The organism is Vibrio sp. V43_P6S15P86 (assembly GCF_009904725.1).
In the GTDB taxonomy this organism is placed as follows: Bacteria; Pseudomonadota; Gammaproteobacteria; order Enterobacterales; family Vibrionaceae; genus Vibrio; species Vibrio diabolicus.
On the sequence record NZ_WXWT01000464.1, the window covers coordinates 1 to 26,748 of the forward strand.

The 26,748-nt window shown below is 46.0% G+C and carries 27 protein-coding genes and 1 pseudogene; 8 read left to right on the forward strand and 20 right to left on the reverse strand.

Features of this window, described 5'->3' with window-relative positions:
- Positions 1-119 precede the first annotated feature (119 nt).
- Together rsmD and CAG69_RS20810 are read left to right on the forward strand one after the other, a co-directional pair.
- A complete protein-coding gene (rsmD, locus tag CAG69_RS20805; protein ID WP_012841297.1) occupies positions 120-719 on the forward strand; it encodes a 16S rRNA (guanine(966)-N(2))-methyltransferase RsmD in 600 nt (199 codons plus the stop codon).
- A gap of 25 nt (positions 720-744) precedes the next feature.
- Complete coding sequence (locus CAG69_RS20810) at positions 745-1,011, forward strand: DUF1145 domain-containing protein (RefSeq protein WP_005378704.1); 267 nt, start codon at positions 745-747, stop codon at positions 1,009-1,011.
- A 56-nt stretch (positions 1,012-1,067) separates the two neighbouring features.
- On the opposite strand, the gene CAG69_RS20815 is transcribed toward CAG69_RS20810, so the two are convergent.
- The 4 genes from CAG69_RS20815 to CAG69_RS20830 all read right to left on the reverse strand — a co-directional run bounded on the left by CAG69_RS20815 (position 1,068) and on the right by CAG69_RS20830 (position 4,117).
- Positions 1,068-1,652: a YhgN family NAAT transporter gene (locus CAG69_RS20815; RefSeq protein WP_005389671.1), complete on the reverse strand. Its 585-nt coding sequence runs from the start codon at positions 1,650-1,652 to the stop codon at positions 1,068-1,070.
- 106 nt (positions 1,653-1,758) lie between these two features.
- Positions 1,759-1,980 (reverse strand): YecH family metal-binding protein, encoded by a 222-nt coding sequence (locus CAG69_RS20820; protein WP_005378711.1) that lies wholly within the window; start codon positions 1,978-1,980, stop codon positions 1,759-1,761.
- 69 nt (positions 1,981-2,049) lie between these two features.
- On the reverse strand, positions 2,050-2,670 hold the full coding sequence (locus tag CAG69_RS20825; protein ID WP_005389670.1) for a lysoplasmalogenase: 621 nt from the start codon (positions 2,668-2,670) through the stop codon (positions 2,050-2,052).
- Between the two features lie 1,078 nt (positions 2,671-3,748).
- Positions 3,749-4,117, reverse strand: coding sequence for a hypothetical protein (locus CAG69_RS20830; RefSeq protein ID WP_005393815.1), 369 nt, complete (start codon positions 4,115-4,117; stop codon positions 3,749-3,751).
- A 328-nt stretch (positions 4,118-4,445) separates the two neighbouring features.
- Here CAG69_RS20830 and CAG69_RS20835 point away from each other — a divergent pair, with 328 nt between their 5' ends.
- Positions 4,446-4,775: a DUF2500 domain-containing protein gene (locus CAG69_RS20835; RefSeq protein WP_012841295.1), complete on the forward strand. Its 330-nt coding sequence runs from the start codon at positions 4,446-4,448 to the stop codon at positions 4,773-4,775.
- On the opposite strand, the gene CAG69_RS20840 is transcribed toward CAG69_RS20835, so the two are convergent.
- From CAG69_RS20840 to rhtB, 7 genes and pseudogenes are all read right to left on the reverse strand, one after another.
- A complete protein-coding gene (locus CAG69_RS20840; RefSeq protein ID WP_134648299.1) occupies positions 4,772-5,785 on the reverse strand; it encodes an acyltransferase in 1,014 nt (337 codons plus the stop codon). The genes CAG69_RS20835 and CAG69_RS20840 overlap by 4 nt on opposite strands.
- 279 nt (positions 5,786-6,064) lie before the next feature.
- Positions 6,065-7,282 carry an organoarsenical effux MFS transporter ArsJ gene (gene arsJ, locus CAG69_RS20845; protein WP_161446025.1) on the reverse strand — a complete coding sequence of 406 codons (1,218 nt, stop codon included), beginning with the start codon at positions 7,280-7,282 and terminating at the stop codon, positions 6,065-6,067.
- A 256-nt stretch (positions 7,283-7,538) separates the two neighbouring features.
- On the reverse strand, positions 7,539-8,033 hold the full coding sequence (locus CAG69_RS22370; RefSeq protein WP_202600835.1) for a cyclin-dependent kinase inhibitor 3 family protein: 495 nt from the start codon (positions 8,031-8,033) through the stop codon (positions 7,539-7,541).
- 15 nt (positions 8,034-8,048) lie between these two features.
- Positions 8,049-9,047: pseudogene (locus CAG69_RS20850) on the reverse strand (ArsJ-associated glyceraldehyde-3-phosphate dehydrogenase); the annotation flags it as partial.
- A 42-nt stretch (positions 9,048-9,089) separates the two neighbouring features.
- Positions 9,090-9,425: a metalloregulator ArsR/SmtB family transcription factor gene (locus CAG69_RS20855; protein WP_005393826.1), complete on the reverse strand. Its 336-nt coding sequence runs from the start codon at positions 9,423-9,425 to the stop codon at positions 9,090-9,092.
- 155 nt (positions 9,426-9,580) lie between these two features.
- Positions 9,581-10,804, reverse strand: coding sequence for an EAL and HDOD domain-containing protein (locus tag CAG69_RS20860; protein ID WP_161446029.1), 1,224 nt, complete (start codon positions 10,802-10,804; stop codon positions 9,581-9,583).
- Between the two features lie 24 nt (positions 10,805-10,828).
- A complete protein-coding gene (rhtB, locus tag CAG69_RS20865; protein ID WP_161446031.1) occupies positions 10,829-11,446 on the reverse strand; it encodes a homoserine/homoserine lactone efflux protein in 618 nt (205 codons plus the stop codon).
- 65 nt (positions 11,447-11,511) lie between these two features.
- Between rhtB and CAG69_RS20870 the strand changes: the two genes are divergently transcribed.
- Together CAG69_RS20870 and CAG69_RS20875 are read left to right on the forward strand one after the other, a co-directional pair.
- Positions 11,512-12,519: an alpha/beta fold hydrolase gene (locus CAG69_RS20870; RefSeq protein WP_109170342.1), complete on the forward strand. Its 1,008-nt coding sequence runs from the start codon at positions 11,512-11,514 to the stop codon at positions 12,517-12,519.
- A 236-nt stretch (positions 12,520-12,755) separates the two neighbouring features.
- Positions 12,756-13,580: a Cof-type HAD-IIB family hydrolase gene (locus CAG69_RS20875; protein ID WP_005393831.1), complete on the forward strand. Its 825-nt coding sequence runs from the start codon at positions 12,756-12,758 to the stop codon at positions 13,578-13,580.
- 53 nt (positions 13,581-13,633) lie between these two features.
- On the opposite strand, the gene CAG69_RS20880 is transcribed toward CAG69_RS20875, so the two are convergent.
- A complete protein-coding gene (locus CAG69_RS20880) occupies positions 13,634-14,104 on the reverse strand; it encodes an EVE domain-containing protein (protein ID WP_053807599.1) in 471 nt (156 codons plus the stop codon).
- 47 nt (positions 14,105-14,151) lie between these two features.
- Between CAG69_RS20880 and CAG69_RS20885 the strand changes: the two genes are divergently transcribed.
- Both CAG69_RS20885 and CAG69_RS20890 read left to right on the forward strand, forming a co-directional pair.
- Positions 14,152-15,702, forward strand: coding sequence for a COG3650 family protein (locus tag CAG69_RS20885; RefSeq protein WP_161446034.1), 1,551 nt, complete (start codon positions 14,152-14,154; stop codon positions 15,700-15,702).
- Complete coding sequence (locus CAG69_RS20890) at positions 15,702-16,307, forward strand: tRNA-uridine aminocarboxypropyltransferase (protein WP_161446036.1); 606 nt, start codon at positions 15,702-15,704, stop codon at positions 16,305-16,307. The genes CAG69_RS20885 and CAG69_RS20890 overlap by 1 nt, the downstream gene beginning before the upstream one ends.
- 82 nt (positions 16,308-16,389) lie before the next feature.
- On the opposite strand, the gene CAG69_RS20895 is transcribed toward CAG69_RS20890, so the two are convergent.
- From CAG69_RS20895 to lptM, 7 genes are all read right to left on the reverse strand, one after another.
- A complete protein-coding gene (locus CAG69_RS20895) occupies positions 16,390-18,876 on the reverse strand; it encodes an EAL domain-containing protein (protein WP_161446038.1) in 2,487 nt (828 codons plus the stop codon).
- A 138-nt stretch (positions 18,877-19,014) separates the two neighbouring features.
- The gene (yigB, locus tag CAG69_RS20900) at positions 19,015-19,731 is read right to left on the reverse strand and encodes a 5-amino-6-(5-phospho-D-ribitylamino)uracil phosphatase YigB (protein WP_161446040.1); all 717 of its coding nucleotides are present in this window, start codon (positions 19,729-19,731) and stop codon (positions 19,015-19,017) included.
- A gap of 8 nt (positions 19,732-19,739) precedes the next feature.
- A complete protein-coding gene (gene xerC / locus CAG69_RS20905; protein ID WP_012841287.1) occupies positions 19,740-20,672 on the reverse strand; it encodes a tyrosine recombinase XerC in 933 nt (310 codons plus the stop codon).
- The gene (locus CAG69_RS20910) at positions 20,638-21,369 is read right to left on the reverse strand and encodes a DUF484 family protein (RefSeq protein ID WP_161446042.1); all 732 of its coding nucleotides are present in this window, start codon (positions 21,367-21,369) and stop codon (positions 20,638-20,640) included. The genes xerC and CAG69_RS20910 overlap by 35 nt, the downstream gene beginning before the upstream one ends.
- On the reverse strand, positions 21,363-22,193 hold the full coding sequence (gene dapF, locus CAG69_RS20915) for a diaminopimelate epimerase (RefSeq protein ID WP_161446043.1): 831 nt from the start codon (positions 22,191-22,193) through the stop codon (positions 21,363-21,365). The genes CAG69_RS20910 and dapF overlap by 7 nt, the downstream gene beginning before the upstream one ends.
- Before the next feature lie 10 nt (positions 22,194-22,203).
- Positions 22,204-23,457: a diaminopimelate decarboxylase gene (gene lysA / locus CAG69_RS20920; RefSeq protein ID WP_006743007.1), complete on the reverse strand. Its 1,254-nt coding sequence runs from the start codon at positions 23,455-23,457 to the stop codon at positions 22,204-22,206.
- Positions 23,458-23,518: 61 nt separating this feature from the next.
- Positions 23,519-23,635 (reverse strand): LPS translocon maturation chaperone LptM, encoded by a 117-nt coding sequence (lptM, locus tag CAG69_RS22795; protein ID WP_005378746.1) that lies wholly within the window; start codon positions 23,633-23,635, stop codon positions 23,519-23,521.
- Positions 23,636-23,709: 74 nt separating this feature from the next.
- Between lptM and cyaY the strand changes: the two genes are divergently transcribed.
- Positions 23,710-24,024, forward strand: a complete 315-nt coding sequence (gene cyaY / locus CAG69_RS20930) for an iron donor protein CyaY (protein WP_012841286.1) — start codon at positions 23,710-23,712, stop codon at positions 24,022-24,024.
- 69 nt (positions 24,025-24,093) lie between these two features.
- Here cyaY and CAG69_RS20935 read toward each other — a convergent pair whose 3' ends face one another.
- Entirely contained in the window at positions 24,094-26,622 is a 2,529-nt protein-coding gene (locus tag CAG69_RS20935) for a class I adenylate cyclase (RefSeq protein ID WP_005393844.1), read from the reverse strand.
- Positions 26,623-26,748: the final 126 nt, after the last annotated feature.

The following is a 26,748-nucleotide window of genomic DNA, read 5'->3' on the forward strand; positions in this document are numbered from 1 at the left end:
ATTCTAATCTTATTAGTGTTACACTCTGTCATCTTGAATATTCTGGGCTGTATCCAAGCTCCAAGCTCACGGCTTGGGCGATTAGATATAGTATCACTTTATTAGCGGTCAAAAAATCTATGGTAAGACGTCGCCAGCAAAACTCATCACAAAAAAAGCCAACAACGGGCTTTGTTCGCATTATTAGTGGCTTATGGAGAGGCAGAAAACTTCCTGTACACGATGCTGAAGGCTTACGCCCAACGACCGATCGCGTCAAAGAAACGCTATTTAACTGGCTGGCTCAAGATGTGCCGCAAGCAAAATGTCTCGACTTATTTGCCGGCTCCGGCGGCTTAGGCTTTGAGTCGGCTTCGCGCCAAGCAGAGCAAGTGACCATGGTCGAGCTGAATCCACAAGCTTTTCAGCAATTACAGAAGAACGTGGCGTCTCTTAACGCGAACAACATCCAAGTAGTGAATACAGATGCCTTGAGCTTTTTAAAACAGCCGGGTACTGCGCATCATGTGGTGTTTATTGACCCACCTTTTCGTAAGGGACTATTGGATGAAACCGTGGCTCTGCTAGAACAAAATGGCTGGCTCGCGGAAGACGCGATGATTTATATTGAAACAGAAAAAGAACTCAATATTGCCGACTTACCAGAAAACTGGCAGTTACATCGAGAAAAAACAGCAGGCCAAGTGAGCTATCGTCTGTACGAACGTACCTCCGCTTAACGCCTCGATTTAAAAGGATACTTAAATGAAAGCACTAATTATGCTGGCCAAAGCGGCTATCGCCTTTGTTTGGTTAGTATTAATCCTAAATATTTTTATGCCCTTTCCCGGCAATGCCGCGATTGCGCTATACATCATGACCGCTTTTTTGTTCATCATGCACGGTTTACAAATGGCCATCTTCATTGGTGCATTTGGCGACAAAATAAAAATGAGCAGTTGGGAAAAATATTCAATCCTGATTTTTGGTATTTTTGCCCTACTCGATATTCGTCGTAAACACATGATGTAATCGCTCAGATACGAAAAAGCCGCTCTTGTGAGCGGCTTTTTTCTGCGTTTCGTTCGTCACCCAATGTAACTTTTTACACCATCTAAGAACATTTGAGTGGAGATCATCACCAGTAACAAGCCCATTAAGCGTTCTACCGCCTTCAAGCCACGTTCACCCAACAAGCGATTAAAGAAGCCATAAAACATCAGTATAAAAAATGTTGCGCCCCACGCAATTACGACTGATGCTGACATTTCCAACATTTTCTCTGGATGTTGCGAAGACAGTAAAAGCAAGGCTGCAATCACTGAAGGGCCCGCGATCATAGGAATGGCCATCGGAACAATAAAGGGCTCCTCGCCTGCTGCCAGTCCAGTGATGCTGCCAGCACTCGGGAAAATCATCTTAATCGCAATAATGAAGAGAATAATGCCACCTGAAATGCTGAGCGTTTCTGGCTGGACATGCAAAAAACTTAAGATGCTTTGTCCTGCAAACAGAAACAGCATCAAAATCAGTAAGGCAAACAGTAACTCACGAATCAATACCTTACGACGACGCTTGGGATCGATATGTTTGAGAATAGACAACACAATCGGCAAGTTACCGAGAGGGTCCATGATTAGAAACAGCATGGTCGCTGCAGAAAGAATGTCCATATTCTGGCCTCACCTAAAAAATGGCGGCCAGTGTATAGCAAACTGACAACATGAGTATATGACTGAGGGCGAAAACACCATAGTCACCCTCGATCTTAGCCGCCGTTTAGTGATTGCAAACTCGCGCCATATTGACCACAAACTTACCTTCAAGCTCACGAATTTTGTCGCGCTTGAGCAAAAATGCTAGTAATGCATCTAAGTCTAGATCATTCAGTTTACAGGTGTGAAAGCGAACGCTAGCACCAAAGTGCTGTGTGAGGGCTTCGCGATCCATTGGTGTTTCTCTAAGTAGGTTTAGCAGCTCGTGAGCATGGATTTCACTCATTATTGACTCCAGTTATTAAGAACAATGCGTTCAGTTTACTGAAATCCTCAAGAGCTGCTTTGACTTAAATTAGTAAATGATTGAGGCAACAATGAGGGCATGAGCAAAAAAGTAACTGCCACTCACCCACAAATAGGCGTGTTTCATCGGTTTTCGATAACCGTGTATCGCGTATGCCAGCGCCGAATAGATCAGAACTAAGGTTCCGCTAAAACCGATAGCATTGGCGTAACTCGGCACTTGTAACCAAACTTCACCGGCTGCCCAAGCAAGTTGAACCAGCATCATCCCCATGATCACAACAGGGAATACCAGAGAGTCGAGTTGAGGTAGCAACAAAAAGAACGCCACGATACTCGCTGCAAGCAGCAGGGCCAACAGCCACCAGACAATCTCACCATTAAGCTGCACCCAAAATGACTTGCTGTAGCATACCTGGGCAACCAGATAAGCCGTAAAATAGATTAGCTTACGAGTTTTAAACGAGTGCAGCGTATCTGCCACCATAGAAACAATAAGCCCACCCGCAATCCAGTAGGTATATGTTGCGGATGCGCCTTGAGTTAACACCAACACAAGAAGAAGTAGCAGAGTAAAGATTTTAAACACGAGGGATTGTGTCGGGTTAGCTTGTTTTGCTCCCAACACGGAATACACACCTGATAGCCCTATCGCCAGCCAACTCCACATGCCGTATACACCTTTTACTTAAACTCGCCGCTAGTCTAGGTAGACCAGTTTTGATGTAAAGACACAATCTGCGAAAGTTGGATCTCGCTAGCGATTCGAAACATTTTGTAACCCTCAGTCTGCACAACAATTAAGTCGATGAGCCTTAGTGACGGCCATAAATATGGGGCACTGCCCTATCCCATGAGCCAAGTTCATCAAATCACACGGCACAGTAACCCGCGCTTATTAAAACAATTTAACTAAAAGCCAGCCCAATGGCCTTGGTAACCCATCACGTCAAAAACTGATGACTAAACCATCAGACTGCATACATCACAGGCAACAAGAATAAATAACAGACACAAAAAAGAAAATCGTCTTGGTAGTGAGCTAAAATAGTAGAAACCACCGCTGAACAGATTAGAACAACATGAAAAATCAAACTTAACTCAATAACAAAAACATCAAATAACGAACGTAAGCCAATGATAAATAAAGCCACATTCTCAATAACCATTGAAAACACCGACTTCATAAACCATCAAATCACTAAACACTTTTTAAGCCCATATTTTCTCATTAGATAAGAAAATTCCCCTTCCACACCTCAACTCAATGATGCACCTCCATAGNCTTTTTATTTTCTCAATTTTTGAGAAACACAGACAAAATCGGCAATCAACATACCAACCGAAACAAAAAACAATTTCCAAGCCAACAACAAACCAAGATTGACACTTTAAAATCATACACTTAAATAAAATACGAACAATAATCACACAATACGAGCATTTTAAATACAACACAAAAAACACAGTTTCATTAGTCAAAAACACGTAAAAAAAGACAAGTTAAGTGTATTTTTTGAAAAGATTATCGAGCATATGTTGATCAAACCCCAAAAACAGTGCTATATTAAATTCATCGAGTTCATCAAAGATTAAGGGGTAGTGTTATGATTTCATCTTCTCAAAAACAAGGGCTGGTAATGATTGCAGTGGTTGTGGGTTTAATGATACTGCCAATGATGTACTAACCTACTGATTAAAAATAAAAAAGGACGCAAATGCGTCCTTTTTTATTTATCTGTGCTTTTTTACTGTATGTGTTTGGACAAGATATCCCAATGCATGTAGTAGAAACCAAGAGCGGCGAGCGTAATCAACGTCATTAGCAAAATTGCTGCACGCCAAATAAAACGAGAGCTTCTTGGCGTTAGCTCTTTTTCACAAGCGTCACATGCCGCCATAAAGCCTTTCCGATCATCCAGCTTATAATCGTCTTCGTGAACCACTTTATTACGCACAGTAGCGATAAAACGAAGCTTCGCTATCACGTCATGTGGTAAACGTTCTTCACAACTATTAATAAGTTGGTGTAACCCTTTCCCTTCTGCATGGTACTGAGTACGCAAAAGTTTTTCGATCGTTCGGGTACGCATGACTACTTTTTCAATATCTGACATCGTAACCCTCCTTACCAGACCCTTCCCGTGTTCGTTATTTTTATTCTTCTATAAATTTAGAGCTTTTTCGAGCCGTTAAGTGCAATTTTACTTTCAATTTGTGCCCTTGAGCGCATATAGCCAGACAAGTGAAAGCTGCTTAGTTCAGCTTTAGTGACGTAGCTTGCAGATGAAGCAACGATTTCATCGCGTCCCCATTGAGATAAACCGTGAAGTGCGCCGAATAAAATTCATGTCCCTTTCATTAGATTATGAATAAGTTATCTCAACTCATCGTTTCATCAGTGAGTTCTGTAGAATAGAGCTCAATGAAACATCGGAGGTTAACATGCCAATCTCACTTATTGTTGCCCTGTTCGCCCTTATTGCTTTGGGCGCATGGGTATTTTTTCGTTTCTATAGCAAGCACTATGTGGGCGAAGATGCTCCAGAACAAAGTGCACAGGTAACTATTTTAGATAAGCAAGCTATCGACGTCCCAGATGCACCACCAGGCCAAGACGACCAAGAATATTGGATTTATGTCCAGCGCGGTTCTATTGGCCCTAAACGAGAGTTCCAAATTGGAGTGCACTACTACCATGCACTCAACCCTGGAGATAAAGGAACGCTAACCTATCGTGGTAACAAATTCCTTCACTTCGCCATCAAACGTTAAGGCAGTAACCAACGAGTCTTGGCAGAGCGAGAAAAGAGATAGCTCATCGCCAAGGCTCCAGCTCCACTGATAATGATCCAGACTGGAATCACCCATGCGGGATGTCCGGTGTACCAACCAAACGCTTTCATCGGCCATAAGAAAATTGGGTGAAGTAAATAAATCCCCAAGCTGTGCTGACTGATCACACTCACCACTTTTTGTACTTTTGGTGACAAGCCTTCCCCAAAGTAACGACCGATCATGAAAATCATCGAAGCCGCTAGAATGACATTCAGTGTTTTGTAAGACAGCCAGCGTCCAACCGTGTACTTCTCCGCCTCTAAACTGTTCGTCACGACCATAGTAAATGTCACAGCCAACGCGACGAGGCCAAACCCTGTAAATAAGGTCACCATAGAGCGGCTCAAAGGCACTTTTTGAAATAGAACATAACCCAGAGGAAGGTAACCCATGTAGAGCCACATTTGGTTACTCCACGGACCATCAATCTTGAACAAAAACAGCGTGCTGGTGAAAAGCCAAAATGCGAGATAGGTATACAACACATTGTCATCAACGTTGCGTACCATCCATTGGAACAACGGAATCACAAAATACAGCGGTATAAAGTAATAGAAAAAACCGAGGTGGTAATACGTTGCGTGGAATGGGCTATTGCTTAACACCTCTTTTACGGTTTCAAAGTCAAACCCTTGAGCCGTCCAGCCAGAGAGGTATGCATAAAACATCGACCAAATAAGAAATGGGACTAAGACTTTGCCTAAACGCCTTTTGATATAATACTTACCGTCAAATGGTCGAGTGTCACTGAGCATCAACGCTCCGGTGATCAGAATGAAAACTGGCACCGCCCAGCGGGTAACGCTATTAACGCCTACCGCCGTCAACCATTGGTCAAACGGAATCACTCCTAACTCATTTCGATAAGGGGCCAAGACGTGAATGGCGATCACTGCCACCGCAGCAAAGCAGCGCAATAAATCAAAAAACAGAACCCTTTCTCTCATACCTTTCCCTACTTTGAGTCGCTTATCGTTTATAGCATAGGGTAAATCTCAGCCAGTGAAATGGTTAACAATCTGTTTTTGCTTATTTTTAACGCAACAATGACCTACAACGGGGATTTCATCGCCACTCTAATCAATTAACGAGAAGCAAACATTAGCATTCACTCTCGATGCCAAACCCACACAGTTTGATTACATCAAACGGCGCATAAGAAATAAAAAATGGCTCCAAGTTGGAGCCATTTTTTACGATCTACAGATAAAAACACCGGGCAAAATTTACGCTGTGGCAACTTTAGCTTTTGGCAACTTAATCGAAATCAACGTCGTCAGCGCCAAGAAAGCAAAGGAGACCCATAAGCACGCCGCAAGACCAGCCTCTTGGTAGATCCAACCCGATAATACCGTGCCAATCAAACGTCCCATCGCATTGGCCATGTAATAGAAGCCAACATCCAGAGATACGCCATCGCCTTTGGCATAGCTCACTATCAGATACGAGTGCAGCGAAGAGTTAATGGCAAACACAGCGCCAAAAATCATTAACCCCACAACAATCACCAACTCAGGCTGCCAGCCGATTTGCACACCATAAGCAATACCGCCCGTAATTAACGCAAGAATTCCTGCCCATACTAATGCTGCACTACCATCAGGCACGCGACCTTGCGCTTTACCAGTAATACGCGGCGCAAAGCCTTGCACAAACCCATAAGCAATGACCCATGCGGCTAAAAAGCCACCGACCCACAAGTGATCCCAACCAAACACGCTGCCGAGATAAATAGGCAGAGCGACCACAAACCACACATCACGCGCCCCAAACAAGAACATACGTGCCGCAGATAAAATATTTATAGATTCGGATTTGGAGAAAATTTGGCGAAACTTAGGTTTGCTCTTTGCTTTACCCATGTCAGCTTCTAGCCAGATCATGCTGCAAACAAACACCAATGCAAGCACACTCGCCATAATAAACATCGAGTTTTGGAAACCCACCCAAGACAACAACAAGCCACCGACAAAGAAACCCGCTCCTTTGAGCGCGTTCTTCGAGCCCGTCAAAATGGCCACCCATTTGTAAAGCGCGCCTTGCTGCTCGTCTGGCACTAGCGTTTTAATCGCACTCTTAGCACTCATCTTGTTGAGGTCTTTGGCAATCCCCGACAAAGCTTGCGCCGCCATCACCCAAGGAATCGTCAGCCATGCGTTGGGTACTGCCAGCATCAACAACGCAAACACTTGCATCGCTAAACCAATGTTCATGGTTTTGTTCAGGCCTAACCTTGCGCCCAACCAACCACCAATCAAATTGGTCACCACACCAAAAAATTCATAGAAAAGGAACAGTGAGGCAATAGCTAACGTGGAATAACCCAAGTCGTGAAAATAGAGCACCACCAGCATACGCAGCGCTCCGTCGGTCACGGTAAAGTTCCAATAGTTAAACGTCACTAACATGTACTGACGAATACTTTTGCTCAATTGAGAAATCATATTGACCTCTTATGTACAGCGATAGAAGCATTTAGATCATCATGTGCCAAATGCTTATTAACCTGTACATCAACCATAAGGCGATACAACCTTAGTTCGAATTCACAAACACACCGAAATTTACAAATGGACAAAAATAACCAATAAAAACAAAAGCTTAAATTGAAATTTTTAGTTTTACTGCTGACCTATTTTCCATTATATAAACCGGAACATAGCTTTTGGATCATGATATTCCAAAAGCTATTTAAGCTGATCAAGCGTCTTTCGCCACGCGTTCGATGTACTCAAGCTGCACCGGTTTTGTAAACGCACCAGGGCGAAGCGCCTGCACTTCTCGCACGATATCTTCTAACTGCCATTTCTTCTCTAGCAGCAAGTGAGCCGCAAACAAACCTGTACGACCCGAGCCGCCCATGCAGTGCATCGCGACTTTGCCACCTTGAGCAAGAATCGCATGCAGTTCCGGACTGGCTTGGTGCCACTTCGCCGCAAATTCTTCACTTGGTGCGCAGTCATCTTCAATCTCGATCTGGAACCATTTCATGCCCAGTTGCTGAGTGGTGTCACCCAAAGCCGCAACGTCTTTCGCTGCTAACTCGCTATCGTCCAATGCAGTAACGACCGCTTGAACCCCCTGCTCCTTCAACTGTTCCAACGACGCTTTCAACTCGACGCCTTTGGTACCCGGGCACGGTGTCAGAACTAATGCACCGGAGTCCAAATCTAATTGCCATGTAGGATGAGACATTATGAACTCCTGTTGTGCCAGACCAACGTTTCGAACCAATTCTGCGGTGCGCGTTGCGTATCCCATTTCATTATCGTACCAGGCGTAAATCTTCACCATTCGTGATCCAACCACCATGGTGGATTGTGCATCAACGATGGTTGAGCGTTGGTCGCCTTTGTAATCGATCGACACTAACGGACGTTCCTCAAAGCCAAGAATGCCTTTTAGCTCCCCTTCCGACGCTTCTTTCAGCAAAGCATTCACTTCTTCTGCTGTGGTATCGCGTTTTACATCGAAGATGATGTCGGTCAATGACGCATTCGCCAACGGTACACGTACCGCGTGGCCGTTAATCTTGCCTTTTAAATCTGGGAAAATTTCCACAATCGCAGTCGCACTACCGGTAGTGGTCGGGATAAGACTCATGCCGCACGCACGAGCACGGCGCAGATCTTTGTGTGGCGCATCCAAAATGGTTTGCGTATTGGTCAAATCGTGAATTGTCGTGAAAGAGGATTGCTCAATGCCCAACTTCTCATGAATGACTTTCACCACAGGCGCTATACAGTTTGTTGTGCACGAAGCCGCTGTCACGATACGATGTTTTTCAGGGTCGAAAATATGGTCGTTCACGCCCACCACAATGTTCGCAATACCTTCTTCTTTCACGGGTGCGCTTACCACGACACGTTTCACGCCTTGCTCTAGGTATTTGTTTAGGAATGATGTTTTGCGATGTACGCCTGTCGCTTCAATCACAACATCACAATCAGACCAGTTCACCGCATCGATATCGCGTTGTTGAGTCGTGGCGACACGCTTGCCGTTGATGACGAGCTCACTGCCTTCGACCTGAACTCCATGATGCCAACGACCTTGCACTGAATCGAACTCTAATAAGTGGCCAAGCGTCGCTGCATCACCTGCGACATCGTTGATTTGCACAAACTCTAACTCTGGCCAGTCGAATGCCGCTCGCAGTGCTAAACGACCAATTCGGCCAAAGCCATTAATGCCTACTTTAATTGTCATAGTTTTACCCTTTAATCTTCTACCTTGAATCTCTGTTTGCTATTAACAGCAAGCCTCACGACTTTTATCGTGTAAGCGTGTGATGTCGTCTTGGTACTCTTGCTTCAAACAGTTTGATGCCACTAAGTCTTCAATCAGCTTACGCATCCAACCTGGTAGTTGCTGCGATAACTCGTAGTACACCCATTGCCCTCGGCGTTTATCCACCAAGATGCCACTGGAGCGTAACTGAGCAAGATGACGAGAAACTTTCGGCTGACTCTCTTGCAACGCAAACGCCAAATCACCCACGCAAGTTTCGCCTTCACGGGCCACCAGCATTAAACAACGTACGCGCGTTTCATCGGATAACAGCTTGAAAAACTGATGTGGAAGCATAATAAACATACCTATATATGGATATGCGTATATATTTATTTAACTCTGAGATGTCGTCAAGAGTGATCCCATCATCGTCATAAAAGTTTCACATCGAAACAGCCAATAAAGATTGAGAGAAGAACGGTTAGAGAGACTAAAGATACGGCAGAAATTTACGCGGTTGCGACGTTTTGACTCCAGCGAACCGCTTCGCCTAACGAGAGCTTGACCTCTTCCAAAGACAATCCCAACTGCGTCGTGATTTTTTCAACGCCTGACCAGTCGGCACGCTCGTAACACTCTTCGAGAGAAATCAGCGCACCATAAACTCCCTTGCGATGTAATAAGGCTTGTTGTACGGATTCGCTAAGTGGCAATTGCGTGACTAAAGATTCCACCGACAAATCAAGCATCGCATCTAAAATCGATAATAAACCGACCATAAACCCCTGTTCGTTGAGGTGGGAAAATGGCTGATAACGCGACATTAATTGGCAGAACTGCGCTCGTTGTAATGAAAGGTGATACAGCTCTCGAGGCTTGTTACTAGAGATATACGACGCCACGACCAAGGAGACAAACTGCTTAAGATTATCCTGACCAAGGTAGATCAAGGCCTGACGAAACGAGCTGATTTCGACAGCCAGGTTTGGCGCTTGCGTATTTACAAAGCGCAATAATTTGTACGACAACGCGACATCTTGCGTAATGATGGTTTCAATACGAGTAAAGTCTGGCTCTGGTGAGCAGACTTCACGAAAAAGCTGTAGCGCTAACACTTGCTCAGGACTGACGTATTTTGTTTGCGAAACTAATGGCTTACTAAAAAAGTAGCCTTGGAAAAACTTAAAGCCAGCCGCTTTGGCTTGCTCAAACTCTTCTGCGGTTTCAACACGTTCCGCCAAAAAGTGGTACTTGACGCGTTTAGCAAGGTGAGCTTTGACCAACGCACACGCTTTTTCCAGCCCCATTGCCATAATATCGAGTTTAACGATGTGCACATAAGGTAAGAAGCGACGCCACTCCGGCGTTAAGGTGAAATCATCCAAAGCGATCAAATAACCTTCTCGATACAACTCGCGAATCGCATCGAGAAGATCATCGGTCGGCTGGCAAGTTTCCAGGACTTCGACGACGATTTTGTTTTTTGGCAAGCTGCGCGGTAAGCGGCGCACCAAGCTTTGATGAGGAAAATTGATAAAGCATCGCGAAGAAGCAATCACTGGGTTAGTGCCCAGTGATAGAAAATTCTCGACAATTAATCGGTATGTTGCTCGGTTTGACTCAATATGCGAAGGGTATGCGTTACTCTCCCCATCTCGAAACAACAATTCATAACCCAGCGTCTGTCTTTTGCGGTTAAAGATCGGCTGGCGAGCAACATACGTTGTATTCATGCTAAAGAAGGACCTATAAATGGCTTATGACTTTGCAGCTGCTAATAATGCACCACAACCCATAAACATTGAACCGAAGACTTTGTTTATTTTCCCCATGATTTTATCTGAGCGAATAAAACGTCCCATTTGCGCTGCCAAGGTGGTGTAACCCAACATCACGCACGCGTCGATCACAACAGTCGTAACACCAAGCACCAACAGTTGCGTCAGTTGGTCTAGTGTCGGGTCAATAAACTGTGGAAACAACGCCACCAGAAAAACAATCGATTTAGGGTTCGTCAGGTTAATCAAAATAGCTTTGTACAAGAGTGCCATGCCAGACATGTCTTTGTGGCTCTCAGCCGCTACCAAGCTGGAAGTGTCTCGCCATTTCTGGATACCCAACCAAACCAAATAAGCCGCGCCAACCCATTTAATGACGGAAAATGCCGTTGCCGATTGTGCGACCAGCGCACCAATTCCCGCCCCAACTAACGCAATGTGAATGGCCAAACCAATTTGGAGACCGATCACAGCCCCCAAAGATTTGCGAGTACCGTAACTCAAACCATTGCTGATTGAGTTCACCGTGCCAGACCCCGGAGCCAAACTAAAAACGATTGCAGTTACTACATAAGCTAACCAGACGTGGGTATCCATTGCATTTCCTCACTAATTCTTCGATGATACATCGCGTAAACAACGTATCTTCAGGTAATCGACTAATGGCTACTAACCATTCACCTTTGACTTATACTCAAGAGTCATTATTTGAGCAAGCAATTGGTGGTCCGATCGCGGCACTTTGGCAAACTCGCCAAGAAGGCTTTGTTAAAGGAACTGAGAAAAAGAACATCTACTGGTGCAAACTGACCAACCCAGAACATAAAAAAGCCGTGCTCATCGTTAATGGGCGCATTGAATCTTCCTGGAAATACCAAGAACTGTTTTACGATCTCTATCGCCAAGGCTTCGACGTCTATTCCTTTGACCACCGCGGACAAGGTTTATCAGATCGTCTATTGTCTGACTCAGATATGGGTCACGTCTATGACTTTACTGATTATATTGACGATATGGACGTGGTCGTAAACAAACACGACCTTAGCGACTATCAGCAATGTTTCATCATTGCCCACTCCATGGGCGGCGCAATCGCTACACGTTATCTGCAAACTCACCCAGAACATCCCTTTACCGGCTTGATTCTTAGTGCGCCTATGTTTGGTATTAATCTGCCATGGTACTTATCGCCAATAGCGATTCCAGTGACACAAATTATGTCAGCGGTATCGACTTTGCCACGCTATGCACCAGGACATCAGGCCTACTTTCCTAAGCCCTTTGAAGATAACCCGCTCAGCCAAAGCTATGGTCGCTACCAATGGTTCCGAAATCTCTATACGGAAAAGCCGGAACTGCAAGTCGGTGGACCGAGCACACGATGGGTATGGCAAGGGCTAATGGCAGCAAAACAATGCTTTTTATTGACTCGCCAAGTCAAAGTACCTGTGCTCCTGATTCAAGCTGGGAACGATCGTATTGTCAGCAATCTGGCGCAAAAACGTTTCATCGATAAATTGCGTAAAACCAACCCACATGCGGAGCTACTTTCTATCGAAGACGCACAGCATGAGATCTTATTCGAGACCGACCAGTATCGTAATCAAGCACTCGATGCGATCTTCCGCTTTATGAATGACCCGAAATCATCGCCAAACGAAAAAACATAATAAGAACTCTAGGCGACCATTTCACGGCCATGATTAAAGAGGAAATGTCTGCACATTGATTTACCCTCTTTTTCATCCTCATTTTGACGTACACTGCTTGGGTCTGGCTGCGTTGAACCATGCAGATGCAACCGACCAAAGTTCCCCCGCATTCGGAGCAGCATGATCTAGTCAGTCTGCTGTACTCCGTTTGCAATCACCTGTTCCACACTATCCAAACCGTTTACGAGGACTTCATGAGCACATCGCTACCTTGCAAAGAGATCACTAAAATCGTTGCCTCTGATCTGGATGGCACGTTACTCGCACCAAACCATCAGCTCAGTGCTTACTCAAAAGAGACGCTAAAAGCGCTGCATGAAAAGGGTTACACCTTTGTCTTTGCAACAGGCCGTCACCACGTAGACGTTGCGAGCATCCGTCGTCAGGTCGGTATTCCGGCTTACATGATCACCTCGAACGGTGCCCGTGTGCATGACCAGGAAGATCAGCTGATGTACAGCGAGAATGTCCCTGCAGAACTGGTTCAAGGCGTGATCGACACGATCAAGCACGATCAAGAAATACTTATCCACATGTATCAAAATGACAGTTGGTTGATGAACAAAGACGACGAAACATTGCGTGATTTCCATGACGAATTCACATACGTCTTATTCGATGAAGACCAAGCGCCAACTGACGGTATTGCGAAAATCTTCTTCACTCACCCAGCACAAGACCACGAACGCTTGGTGGTGTTTGAAAACAAACTACGTGAACAATTTGGCGATAAGCTGAATATTGCGTTTTCAACACCATGGTGCTTGGAAGTAATGAGTGCAGGTGTGTCTAAAGGCCATGCTCTTGAAGCGGTAGCGAAAAAACTCGGCCTCACGTTAGAAAATTGCGTGGCATTTGGTGATGGCATGAATGACGTAGAAATGCTGTCGATGGCAGGTAAAGGATTGGTCATGGGTACATCACACGAGAAAGTGATGAAAGCATTGCCAAATAACGAAGTGATTGGCAGCAATGCAGAAGATGCGGTTGCACACTACCTACAAGATCACTTGCTGTAAGCTGCAATACTCCAAACAATAACAAAGGGCTGCACATTCGCAGCCCTTTTCTTTTATCGCTGACTTGGCAACTTCTCTTTGCCAAGGATCGCTTCCCACTCTTCTTCTGTCACAGGCATGATCGACAAGCGATTTCCACGTTTCACCAATGGCATGTTCTCAAGTTCTGGCATCGCTTTCATCACCGATAACGGAATCACTCGCGTCGTTTTACGCACGAATTCGACATCCACCATAATCCAACGCGGGTTGTCTGGGTCTGACTTTGGATCGTAATAATCACTTTCAGGATCGAATTGGAAATGATCGGGATAGGCTTCTCTCACGACTTTAGCAATACCGGCAACGCCAACATGTTTACAAGAAGAGTGGTAAATCAGGACTAAATCGCCCACCTTCACTTGGTCACGCATCATATTGCGCGCCTGATAATTACGAACTCCCTCCCAACATGAAACCTTTTGGGTTCGAAGCGTGTCAATAGAAAAGGTATCTGGTTCAGTTTTAAATAACCAATATGCCATAATGCCATCCGATGCCGATTGAGTAACAATAATGAGGAAGATATAACATGAAGGCTTTGAAAAACCCAGTGGCGCTTGCCACTCTGCTGGTTCTGCAAGCATGTAGTTCGCAGCCGCCACAATCTGGCGCTGCCGACCCAGCTTCTCCACCAGCCACCTTAGATAAGCCTGACACCATTCAACCTCAAACCTTTATGCTACGTGGAAAAGTGATCGTCGGTCACGAGAGCCAATACATCATGCCTTGTGGCAGCGACAAGCAATATTGGTTACAACTGTCACCACAGCAAATGCAACGAGCAATTCAGTTAAATAACGAGCCTTACCAGACCATGTATGGAGAGGTTATCGGCTATCTCAACCCACCGGGCATCGATGGGTTTTCTGCCGATTTCGATGCTAACTTTGTCGTGGAACAAGTGAACTTCCTGACAACAGAAAACCCAAACCGTTGTCAGCAACCAAACAAACCAACTCGCGTGTTTGGTAATGAGCCTTCTTGGTCGGCAAGCTTTGAGGCTAATGGACTGACATTCCAGCAAATCGGCAAACAAACCAAAAAATTAGCGATTAAGAGCAGTCAACTTCAACCTCGCCAGCGCACATATCAACTACAAGATGGTGAACTTCGCCTAACAGAAAACCTCTGCTCAGATACGATGAGTGATTCTTTGTATGGCTGGAAAGCGACGCTAAAACATGATGGCGACACTTATCAAGGTTGTGGTACAGCTGCAAACGTGGACGCTACGCTTGGCTGGGCCAATACCTATGTCGCGACTTCAACCCAATCACAAGGTTTTGAGGTGCAAATGACCTTAAACCCAGACCACAGCGCCACAACAAAATACAGTTACGCCAATGGGCAAGCACCGTTAATCGAACGTGGGTACTGGCAACAATTAAGTCCGTCTCAGGTTCAAGTCGTCATGACGCATCATCAACAACAAAGACTGATGTCAGAGCGACTGTTTACGCGAGAAGGCAATCAGCTCAAAGCGACCAAAGAAAAAGTCGGAAACTTGGTATACCCAATCGCCGATGGTGGTTTAGTGCTTTACCCTGCCACCGTTCGTGATGAGGGCATGATGCAACCAGCCGAGAAACGCGCCAACAAGCCCATCAGCAGTGCAGACGTACCTTCTAGTGCGGAGTTTGACTCCAAAGTAGATGCCGCCGTGCGCAACTACTTCTTCATTCACCAAACTAACCCCAACAACAACCAATACCGTTGGCTAACTTACGACCTCAACGGCGATGGTAACGAAGAGCTATTAGTACAGCTGGATTGGTGTGGTTCCGGTGGCTGTACATTGCTGATATTTGAACATCACGAAAAAGAGTGGCGCTTCAATAGCCGCATCACACTGGTACAAAGCCCAATTATGCTCGGCCAACAAACCTCTCATGGCTGGCGAGATCTTATTTTTAATGTCAGCGGTGGCGGTTCTAAGGCAGCCCAACACGTGATGCAATACAGTGGGGTTAGCTACCCACTCAACCCAAGCATGGCACCAACGGCAACGCCAAACCAAATCAGTGGCGTGCGTCTGTTCTCGGATGGGGTTAGCCCTGTGCGCGAAGGAGTTCGTCTGTAATGTCGCAACCGTGTCCAAATTGTGGTTTTCAATTCAACTGTATGTGCTCACTGGTGCCGAAACTTACCAGCGAGCACAACATCTTGCTGTTGATGCATCCGAATGAACTGACGCGTGATACTAATACCGGCCAGCTACTAGAGCAGTGCCAACTCAATATTGAGCGAGTAATCTGGGATCGCAAACAGCCACCAGCAGAATTGCTCACTCTATTAGCTGATCCGTCGCGGTATCCGGTGTTGCTCTTCCCCTGTGAAGAAAGTATCACACTCGAACATGTGGTACTCCAAAGCCAGCAACAAACCAAAAATCCGCTGTTTATTATTTTGGATTCCACCTGGCAAGAGGCGCGCAAGATGATCAACAAGAGCCGTTGGTTAGAAAGTATCCCTACTATGGAGCTGTCTGCATCGGCAGACTCGCAATATCAGCTGCGACGCAACCAACAACAAGGCAACTTGTGCACGTTTGAAGTCGCCGCACATTTACTCGGACAACTAGGCGAGCAAAATAACCAGCAAAAAATGCTCACATTCTTTGCTCACTACCTTGCACTATTTCAAGCCGAAAAAAGTGGACACGCTCTCAAGCAATCACCGAGCTAACGCAACTAAAACCGAATTGCTCAAAATAAAAAACGCAGCCAAGGCTACGTTTTTATTTAGAATGGTTTCACGTGAAACAGCATTAAAATAATCGGGTCGGCTCACCCAGATAATAGCCTTGCAGATAGTCGACGCCCATATCCTGCGCGATTTTGCACACCTCTCGATTGTGGACAAACTCCGCCACCGTCTCCGCATTAAACACCTGACATAAACGCACCAACTGGGAAGCTATTTTGCGCTGCTTTAAGTCTTTATCGATATCACGGATCAAGCTGCCATCGAGCTTTATGACTTCCGGCTCCAGCTTTAGGATTTCATCAATATTGGAATAGCCTGAGCCAAAATCATCAACAATAATACGCGCTCCTAAGCTTCTAAAATGACTGCATACTTCGATCATTCGACCGTAGTCTTTGATTTGCTCAGATTCCAACACTTCCAAACCAATTCGCCTAGGGTCATTGAGCTGACAAATTTCATGCTCTAAAAGCATTAAAGTTTTATCACTAAGCAAATCTTGCGGCGATAAGTTAATAGAAAAGTCACCTTGCTTATCTCGCATGTAATATAACGTAGAATGGATCATGTGCCGACTCAATCGAGTATAAAGATGCGTATCGGAAATAATAGGCAGGAAGCGCCCTGGCGCAATCACCGTTCCATCCTCCTCCAAAATGCGAACCAAACATTCTTGGCTTGCCAATTTATGGCTATCCGCATGCACTATCGGCTGGCTATAGGTGATGATGTTCTGTTTGAGAATGGCTTTACTGACGCAACTCAACCATCCAAGTTGCTCTTTACGCACATCCTCACTGACTTCGATGTCTTTCGCATTGCAGATATGGGTATTACTGCGCACACCGGAACGCCTCGCTTCAATGCCTTTAAGCAATAGCTCATCCGCAGAAGCTGATGGAAAATCTCGACGACTCACTAAGCCGCCGCACAGCGAGATAGAAAGATAATCTATTTCGCGCAGACCAATGGGTTCAAAATTAGTTTGCTCTACCGCGTCGGCAAAACGAGTAAAGTGCTGTTTGATGGTTTCGCTGCTTTGGTCAGCTTTAAATATGAACGCCCACTCACCAACCCCAATACTATAAAGCTGCAAAGCCGTTGGCATGCCAAAACGCTTTCGCAGTCGATTCGTAAAATGCATTGAGAGGTCTTTAAGTAGCTGATCCCCTACTCTATAACCATATTTTTCATTGATATGGCTGAAGTTAAGTAGCTTTAGAGTCAGCAAGTGCTCATCCAAATCGATGCTACTCAGCCGTTCTTGCAGCGCGACTCGGTTTTGTAATCCAGTGCGACTGTCTCGCCGATAGCTTTCTTGTAACTTGCGCGTTTGGCGATCGAGTTGATACCCCATATGCGCGTTCATATGGTTGAGGTCGCCAATCGCATTTCGAATCAAGCTAAACAATGGTGAAATAGAGGAGCTAACGGGCGACTTAGGCAAGTTCAATGCTTGTACTTCGTCTCCCTCTCGCATCGCTAAATACGTCAGACTGTGATGAAGAATTTCTGGCTGTCCAATACCGCCATGCAGTTCCCCCATACAATAACTACCAAACGTCGTCGCGATATCTTTGAAGGCTTGGACTTCGTCGCTGCTGTCAATAAAGTCTAACCGTGACGCGCAGTTAAAAATCATCACGACTTCAGGTTGGTGCATGGCTAACTCAACCACACCATGTCGCACCTGTTCGAGCGTTAATGAGGGGTGGTTATAGCAAAATTGTACTTCGTCACCAAGACACCAAGGCCTGTCGAAACTCATACTGCCATCAGCGTGCAGCTCCGTTACCGTGCAAACTTCCTTGCGCCCCAAGCTTTCTCGATATAAAGGAAAGCTGAGCAGCTGACTCAGCGTCACATCATGGCCATCCGCCAAGTAACGCTTGTATACGTCCAACGCTTTCTGTTCACCTAAGCAATACAAGCGCGTTCCTTTTGCATGGGTGACTTTATGTGGCATGCCAATCGGGTTCCATTCCGAATACGCATCCGTCCATAACTTCAATGTATCACTGTGCAAAGCTACGGCGACCACAGCGTTATCGTAAACTCGGTTTTGATATAGCACCCAACAGCCATCATCAATACTCTGTGCCAACCCTCCAGAGATCACGACTTCTTCACTGGCGAAGGTTTGAAACAAGGGATAGTCACGTCGTTCAATTTGCACAGCAAAGCTGAGGATCACTTGCGAATTGTGCTGCAACAGAAGCGAGCGTTTGAGCTCTCCACCATCAATATCGGGGGAGTAAGAGTAGGTTTGTACAGCAGAAGTAAGCGTGGTTTGTTCGAACTCAGTCACACTGATCAGGCAACCAGAGGTAAATATCTCCCCTTCCAGAATGACATTACGCGTACTATGCCCCATAACATGAGCATTCGGCAGCAACAATAAAACAGCGTCCGCAAGTGTGGTCGTAAAGTCGCGTGATTGAGTCGACAATATTTGCACCAAATATTGTTTACTTGAAGAGAACTGAGAAGTGACTAAAAAGTCATTTAACTGACTGACATCATGAACCAGTTTTGAAAAAGCTCGCATGTACCTACCACTGCCGTAACACTATCTTCACCACGACGTGTGGCGTTACTATTTTTACTTAATAGTGAATAATTTACGTGGCTTTACGCTGCTTTTCTAGACACAAAATGAGATTAGAATGGATTAATGCGAAAGCAATTAAAAAAGTGTGATTAACGGCTGCAAACTATTGATTTCAATATCAGGTAAAGTACGTGTTTTTGAATGATTAATGACATTTTTATTCATATCATTGAACCAACAAGCCGCAAAACCAGCCGACTTTGCACCATGCACATCCGTGGTTAGGTGATCACCGACATGTAGAATGTTCTCTGCTGGGATATCCAAGAACCGTTTCGCCTTAGTAAACATATCGGTGGCGGGTTTCGCTAACCCATCTGGGCCCGCTTTGAGTACACATTGAAAATACGGCGTTAAGCCAATTTTATCTAAATCGACGTTGCCGTTTGTGATCGCCACGAGCGGAACTCGCTCTCCCAGTTGTGTCAAAACATCTAAGCTTGATTGGGGCACTTCAAACTGACTGCGCCAATCCAAAGCGAGCTGCACACCCTCTTCAGCTGCGGCTTGAGCTTGCGCTTCATCATAGCCAACTGAAAGAAAACCATGCTTTAGCTGCACTAAACGCCAAAGCGTCACATCGCTTCTGAGATCCGGTCTCTGCTGGAGCACATGTTTTTTTACCTGCATCCAATCAGCCTTATCCATGTGCGCCACGGCAGGATGTGTTTGCTGCAACCAAGCCAGCAACTCACGCTCCATACGGATAATCACCGGGTAATTGTCATACAGCGTGTCATCAAGATCGAAGGTCATGGCCTTAATAGGCTCGATACGGCGATAAAATTTCATACTTCGGCTCACTCCCCGTTCTTTTTACGTGCGCGTGGGTGGGCTTGGTCGTAGGCTTGCGCCAAATGTTGGAAATCCAAGTGCGTGTAGATTTGGGTCGTCGAAATGTTCTCGTGCCCTAAAAGCTCTTGCACCGCACGTAAGTTATTGCTGGATTCGAGCATATGTGTCGCAAACGAGTGACGCAATTTATGCGGACTAATATGGCTCGCCACAGACTGTTTCTGTCCCCATTCTGCCATACGTTTTTGCACGCTACGGTGCGAAATACGCGTTCCGAGTTTAGACACAAACAAGGCGGGTTCACCTGGCGCAGCAAGGTCGCCCCTGACTTTCAACCACTTGGCAACCCATTCAGTTGCCATGCCAGAGAATGGTACTTTACGTTCTTTGTCGCCTTTACCGATAACACGAAGCTCTCCACTGCGCAGTTGTACATCACGTACATCCACACTCACCAACTCAGCCAAACGCAAGCCAGCACCGTACATCAGCTCCATCATGGCGCGATCACGCACAGCCAACGGGTCGTCTTCGTTGACCTCAAGCAGTTGGCTCACTTCATCAACATCGAGGTTTTTCGGCAACGGGCGCTTTTTACGTGGCGCTGAAACCCCTTTGGCTGGGTTAGCCGACATCTCGCCACGCAGAATAAGGAAATCGAAAAAGCTACGCAGCGATGAGAGTCGCGTTGCCAAACTGCTGGCTTTCATGCCTTCTCGCATGCCCTTACCTGCTAATTGGCGCACCCAGCCTGCATCAACTTGAGACCAATCTTTAAGTCCCATTTCAGCCAAGTGCTGCGCCATGGTTTCTAGCTGCTGTTTGTAATTGCGTTGAGTATGTAGGCTGAGCCCCTTTTCGCTTCGTAAGAATTCATAGAAGCGCTCAAGAGGCTTTTGCAGACTATTTGGCAGAGGAGTGTTGGGAGTTGTCGTCATCGTAACTTTGCCATACCAATGTTTGAGCGAGATGTGCCACTACTAATGATAGGTGACGCAAAAACAAGGTATCCATATCTGGTTGAAAATGACCGCCATCCTCACTAGAGAACGCTAGCACGCCCATTGTTTGCTGTTTCACGAGCGGTAGTACCACATAGGACCCCATTTCCGGCACATCCATATTGCCAAACAAAGCTTCACGATCCACTTTGCGAAGACGTCCTAAGTACGCGTCTTTTCCATTTAGGTGGGTGGTCGCAAAACGTTGATAACTTTCCTTACTCAATTGAATAGATGCGTCGCATTGACTAAACAATCGAACAAACGCGCGTAGGCCAAGTGCTTTAGCTTTCTCTTCAATAGAATGAATGACTTGTTTAAAGTCACCACACTTTAGAATCTGCCCCTGCAAATCCATAAATTCGTAAAAGGTGCGATCGTTGTTCGCCGCAAGCGACATCAGTGTGGTGATCTCTTCCTCTAACTCTTCAATGCGCTGACGTTGGCGATTCATTTGTATGTGCACCAAAGACACCGCACCCAAGTCTGAGTGTGGGAAAGATAGACGATCCACAAGCTCCGGACGCTGCACAAAAAAATCGGGATGATCTTTGAGGTACTCGGCCACCACTTCAGCCGTTAAGGCATCTGCTTCTACTTGAGACAAACCGTTTCCTTTTTCTTCTACTAGCAAGACAATTGACCATCAAATACATGCGTTGTAGGTCCGGTCATAAACAACGGCTTACCCGGACCTTGCCACGCAATTCGCAGTTCACCACCTGGTAGAGAAACCTTAACGTTTTCATCCAGCAGACCCTGAAGAATCCCTACCGCTACCGCCGCGCATGCGCCACTACCACAAGCTTTTGTTTCACCTGCGCCTCGCTCGTAAACTCGAAGACGAATATGGTCACGACTCACCACCTGCATAAAGCCAGCGTTGACGCGCTCTGGGAAACGCTCGTGCGACTCAAGCAGCGGGCCTAATGTATCGACATCAGCAGTATCCACGTCATCGACCACCGTCACCACATGCGGGTTACCCATGCTTACCGCGCCACAGAACAACGTTTTTTCACCAGCGCGCATGATGTAGGTTTTCTCTTTTTGCTTGGCTTTGAAAGGAATTTTGTTCGGCTCAAACTCTGGCACACCCATGTTGACCGTCACTTCTCCATCATCTTCGATGTTGAGAATCATCTTTCCTTTTTTGGTGCTTACGCTGATGCTGTATTTATTGGTCAACCCTTTTAAGCGAACAAAGCGCGCGAAGCAGCGCGCGCCATTCCCGCACTGCTCGACTTCACTACCATCGGCATTGAAAATCCGATAATGAAAATCAGTTTCAGGGTCGTAAGGGGCTTCTACCACGAGCAATTGGTCAAAACCAACGCCGGTATGACGATCCGCCAAACGGCGGATCAGGTCTTGCGAGAAAAACACGTTCTGGGTAATACAGTCGACGACCATGAAGTCGTTGCCCAAACCGTGCATTTTGGAAAAGTGGAAATGCATTTGTTGTGTGTTACTCCGGTAGAATCTGTTCCAGCTGCCACAAACTGGTCAGCTCCTCACGCTGGCGAACTAAGTGGCTTTGTTTACCATCCACCATTACTTCTGCCGCTCGGGTACGAGTATTGTAGTTCGAAGACATCACAAAACCATAGGCACCTGCTGAACGAACCGCGAGTAGATCACCTTCTTGCAAAACGAGTGCGCGATCTTTACCCAAGAAGTCGCCGGTTTCACAAATAGGGCCAACCAAATCGTAAGTCTGTGCTTCACCCGTGCGCGGCGAAACTGGCACGATATCTTGCCATGCTTGGTATAGTGCAGGACGCATCAAGTCGTTCATTGCCGCATCGATGATGGCAAAGTTCTTGTGCTCAGTATGTTTTAAAAACTCAACACGCGTTAGCAAGATACCTGCATTCGCAGCAATTGCTCGGCCCGGCTCAAAAATCAGCTCCAAGTCTTGGTGATTTTCAAGACGACCTAGTAACGCTTTGGCGTAATCTGAAGGCTGTGGTGGTAACTCATCACGATAGACCACACCCAAACCACCGCCGACATCAAGGTGACGAATGTTAATGCCTTGCGCTTTTAAATCATCAATCAGGGCTAATAAACGGTCTGTCGCGTCGATAAATGGGTCGATATTGGTGAGCTGAGAACCAATGTGGCAGTCTATACCTTGCACATTCAAGTTCGGCAGGCTTTGCGCGAATTTATAAACATCTGGCGCACGATCAAATGCAATGCCGAATTTATTGTCGCGAAGACCAGTCGAAATGTAAGGGTGTGTTTTCGCGTCGACATCTGGATTGATACGCAGAGAAATTGGCGCAATCACACCAAGCTCACCCGCAACCTTATTCAAACGTTCTAGCTCGGGCTCAGATTCAACGTTGAAACATTTGATACCTAGCTCAAGAGCACGCTTCATTTCTGCAGGTGTTTTCCCAACACCAGAGAAGACGACTTTCTTCGGATCACCGCCTGCGGCAATCACACGCTCAAGTTCACCACCTGATACGATATCAAAGCCCGAACCCAAACGCGCCAGTGCGTTCAATACGCCTAGGTTTGAGTTCGCTTTCACCGCGTAGCAAACTAGATGAGGATGTTGACCCACAGCACTATCAAACGCCTTCCAGTGGCGCTCTAGCGTGGCTCGAGAATATACGTAAAGAGGAGTGCCATATTGCTCTGCAAGAGCTTGAAGTGGGACGTCTTCGGCCCAAAGCTGGCCATCATCCTGATAGTTGAAGTAATCCAAAATTCGCTTCCCTTATTTTATTCGACTGCTGAACCCTAATTTCACCCTAAGGCGCGGTTATTTATTGTGATTGCTCATTCTGTTGAGTGTCATCTGGAATGTATAGTGAGCCAGACTGGCCACATCCCGCTAACGTCGCGGCAACCATCACAAACAACACAGTAACTAATTTTTTCATTTCGCATATCGTGATTATTGAATCAATGCCCCCTATAATCGCACCACACTCAGGAAAAGCAATAGGATAGACGGATGAACGATACTGAATTTCATCAACTGGTGGATGCGCAGATGCAAATCATCGAAGAATCCATCGATGATTCAGGCGCAGACATTGATTACGAAGTCACTGGCAACGTAATGACATTGGAATTTGAAGACCGCAGCCAAATCATCATTAACCGCCAAGAGCCGATGCATGAGATCTGGCTAGCGTCCAAATCTGGTGGTTTCCACTTCAAGCTTATTGAAGATAAATGGACCTGCTCAAAAACGGGCATGGAGCTATTTGAAATGGTGAAGCAAGAGTGTGAAAAGCACGCGGGCGAAGCCATTGATTGGGCATAATGTCCGTCAATCGTCACCAAAACAAAAAGAGCACCGAAGTGCTCTTTTTGTTTATTGATACGGGTTTAATCACGCGTTCACCGCTTTCGTCGGACGATGCGGCGAGCAACCATCATTACGATAAGGGATGATATAAGCATTGCCCTCTTCTGGATGGATAATCTGGTAGTACTGCGGCAGGTTAAAGTTGATAAACTTCGACGCAACACGACTGTCGTCTTTTACTGATGTGTAAAAGCTGTTCACGGACGAAATCATCTCGTCTTTGGAGCCACTGAATTGGTGATACACTTCAACTTGGTTTGACTCATCCAACACATAAATATTGAAGCCATCTTCATTATCTTCAAAGAAGAACTGCACCAGACCTTCACTAGCAAAACCATCCACCGCTTCTGGCATTTGATACTCTTGCTCACGATCGAGCATTAATAGCGGCGAGCCTTTAAGTTTGTTAGTAGAAATGCTGCGATAGAAATCAATGGAGTTTTCTAACTTCTGCACCGACACCCCACGACGTTCAAAGAACAGCCCGTAAGTTTGGTTACCAAGGCGCATCGCTTTAAAGCGGCGACGTTTTTCTTGCTCTACTGGCTTCAAGCGTAAGTCGATACATTCCGCTAAAAGCTGGTAGACCATATTACGCATCACACCACGCATGTTCTTCGCATAACAGAACACATCCACCGATTCTGGTGGCAACGCGTCTTGGTGCATTTTGCCCAGAATGGTTTTCAGTGCGTCCAGCATCGCCGTTTCCCCTTTGAAATGCAGCGTACGCACTTCATGCCAGGAGTTACGGTAAACCAAGTCGACACTGCCGACTAAGTTTTTATGTTCCGGACCAAAACTGAAGATATCGGTATTTTTCACATCCACTTTCAGTGAACGGCCCGAAAGCTCTGACGTAGGATCATTTTCAAAGTTGATGAACATCGCTAGCTGGCTTATTTCACATGGGCTCGCTAATGCCTGCATCGTCGGACGGCGCTTACGCAGCGCAAAGGTATTTCGTAAGTCGCTCACCATTTGGTAGAACTTATCGATATCCAGTTGCGCTTCACGCACCACCGCGTGCAAACGAGTCGACTCGGTGATTAAACCATTAAAGAATGCCCAAGAGACTAACTTGCTCAAGTATTCATGATGTTCTAAGTATGGCTGCCCCAAAATGCGGTGCGCGATCAGAGGTTGTTTATAGAGATACCAACCAGACTTGTTCACACCACCATCTTTCACTTCGATGAAGCTTAAATCCGGTTCATGCAAATCAGGGGAAATCTGTGGGTTGAGCAACGTCACTTTGCCCGGCAATACTTCAAAAGCGGCGTAAAGCTTACGCGCCAAAATACTGATGTCTTGCGGGCTGATAGCGGAGGTAATGTCGTTGCGACGCGCAAATTGAATCAAATTACGGTAGCTCTGCATCAACGCATCCAGCAACGCATGATGCACCACTTTTACCTGTTCAACTTTCCAGTTGCGGCGATCATCAAGCTCAGCAACAACGCTGGCATCCCAATCCCATTTTGCAATCATGTCGCTCAGCGCTTCACGGCGCCAAGCCACTGAACCGACATCCGGTTCACGCGACAACTTTTCATGGGTTTTGAGATAGAAGCAACGGCGCACCAAATCCAAACGAGTGTCGTCTTGGATTCGCTCTAAATAGCGAGTCACTTTTTCCAGCATTAAGTAGTATGCATCCATGCCATAGAGGTCTGGCTCATGGGCAAAGAAACGACGCTTGGTGTCGATGCTTAACAGTTGCGTATGTGGGTATTCCCACGAATAAGCTTCAAGCAGAATGGCTTTTAATACCGATTTGTAGGGAGAATCGATACTTTTGTATAGCTGCCACAAGTTCGAGCCGAAGTACTCTTCAGCAGGAATGCGGTTCAATTTGCCAAAGTCGATCCATTCACTACAGTCAATGTAACCTTCACTGCACAATTGAGAAACGTACTCGTCGTAACACTCTTCCATTTCTGGCGGCACTATTTGCCATAATAAACGCTGTCCAGCAATACGCACCGCGCTGCGATAGAATTCATCAAGCAAAAGTAAGTGCTGAGATGAGCCACAGTTATCACCTGTCATCTCTTCAGAATGGTTGCTTCTAAAGCGTTCTTCATCCATTAAGAAGAAGTTCGCCTCCACCCCTTGGCTTTGTGCCCAGTCGGTGATCAGCAAGCATTTATTGGTCAGCAATTCTCGCTCGTCACAATCCATATCTGGCGAAATACACACCCAAATATCTAAATCACTAGAAGTACTTTGACCAATTGATGAGGTACTACCCATGGTGTATAAGCCCAAGATAGCCGGCTTCTCAGCCGTTTTAAGTGGCTGACCAATCGCAAGTTGAATGTCATCAATGAATTGCTGCTGAATGCTATTTAGCGCCAGCCCATGCACACCAAACGGGACATCGGCATCGTAATAGCCAGGAATCACAGGATGGTTGTAGTTCAACAAGGCAGGAATCAAGTGGAAGACTTGCTGGCTTTGCGAATCCATAAGCGCCAGCGCACGATCAACTCGCTGCTGATTCAAATTATCTAGTCGCTGAATGATTTTTTGGGTGTAAGCCTGCAAGGGGAATTCCTTGGTTGAACAATCACGAAAATCTGCTGACGTTTTAAACCAAAATGGCCTAAAAACGTGATCAATTTAACACTTTTATTGGTGCGGGTAAAGTTTCACGCCCACGCACCACTCAGG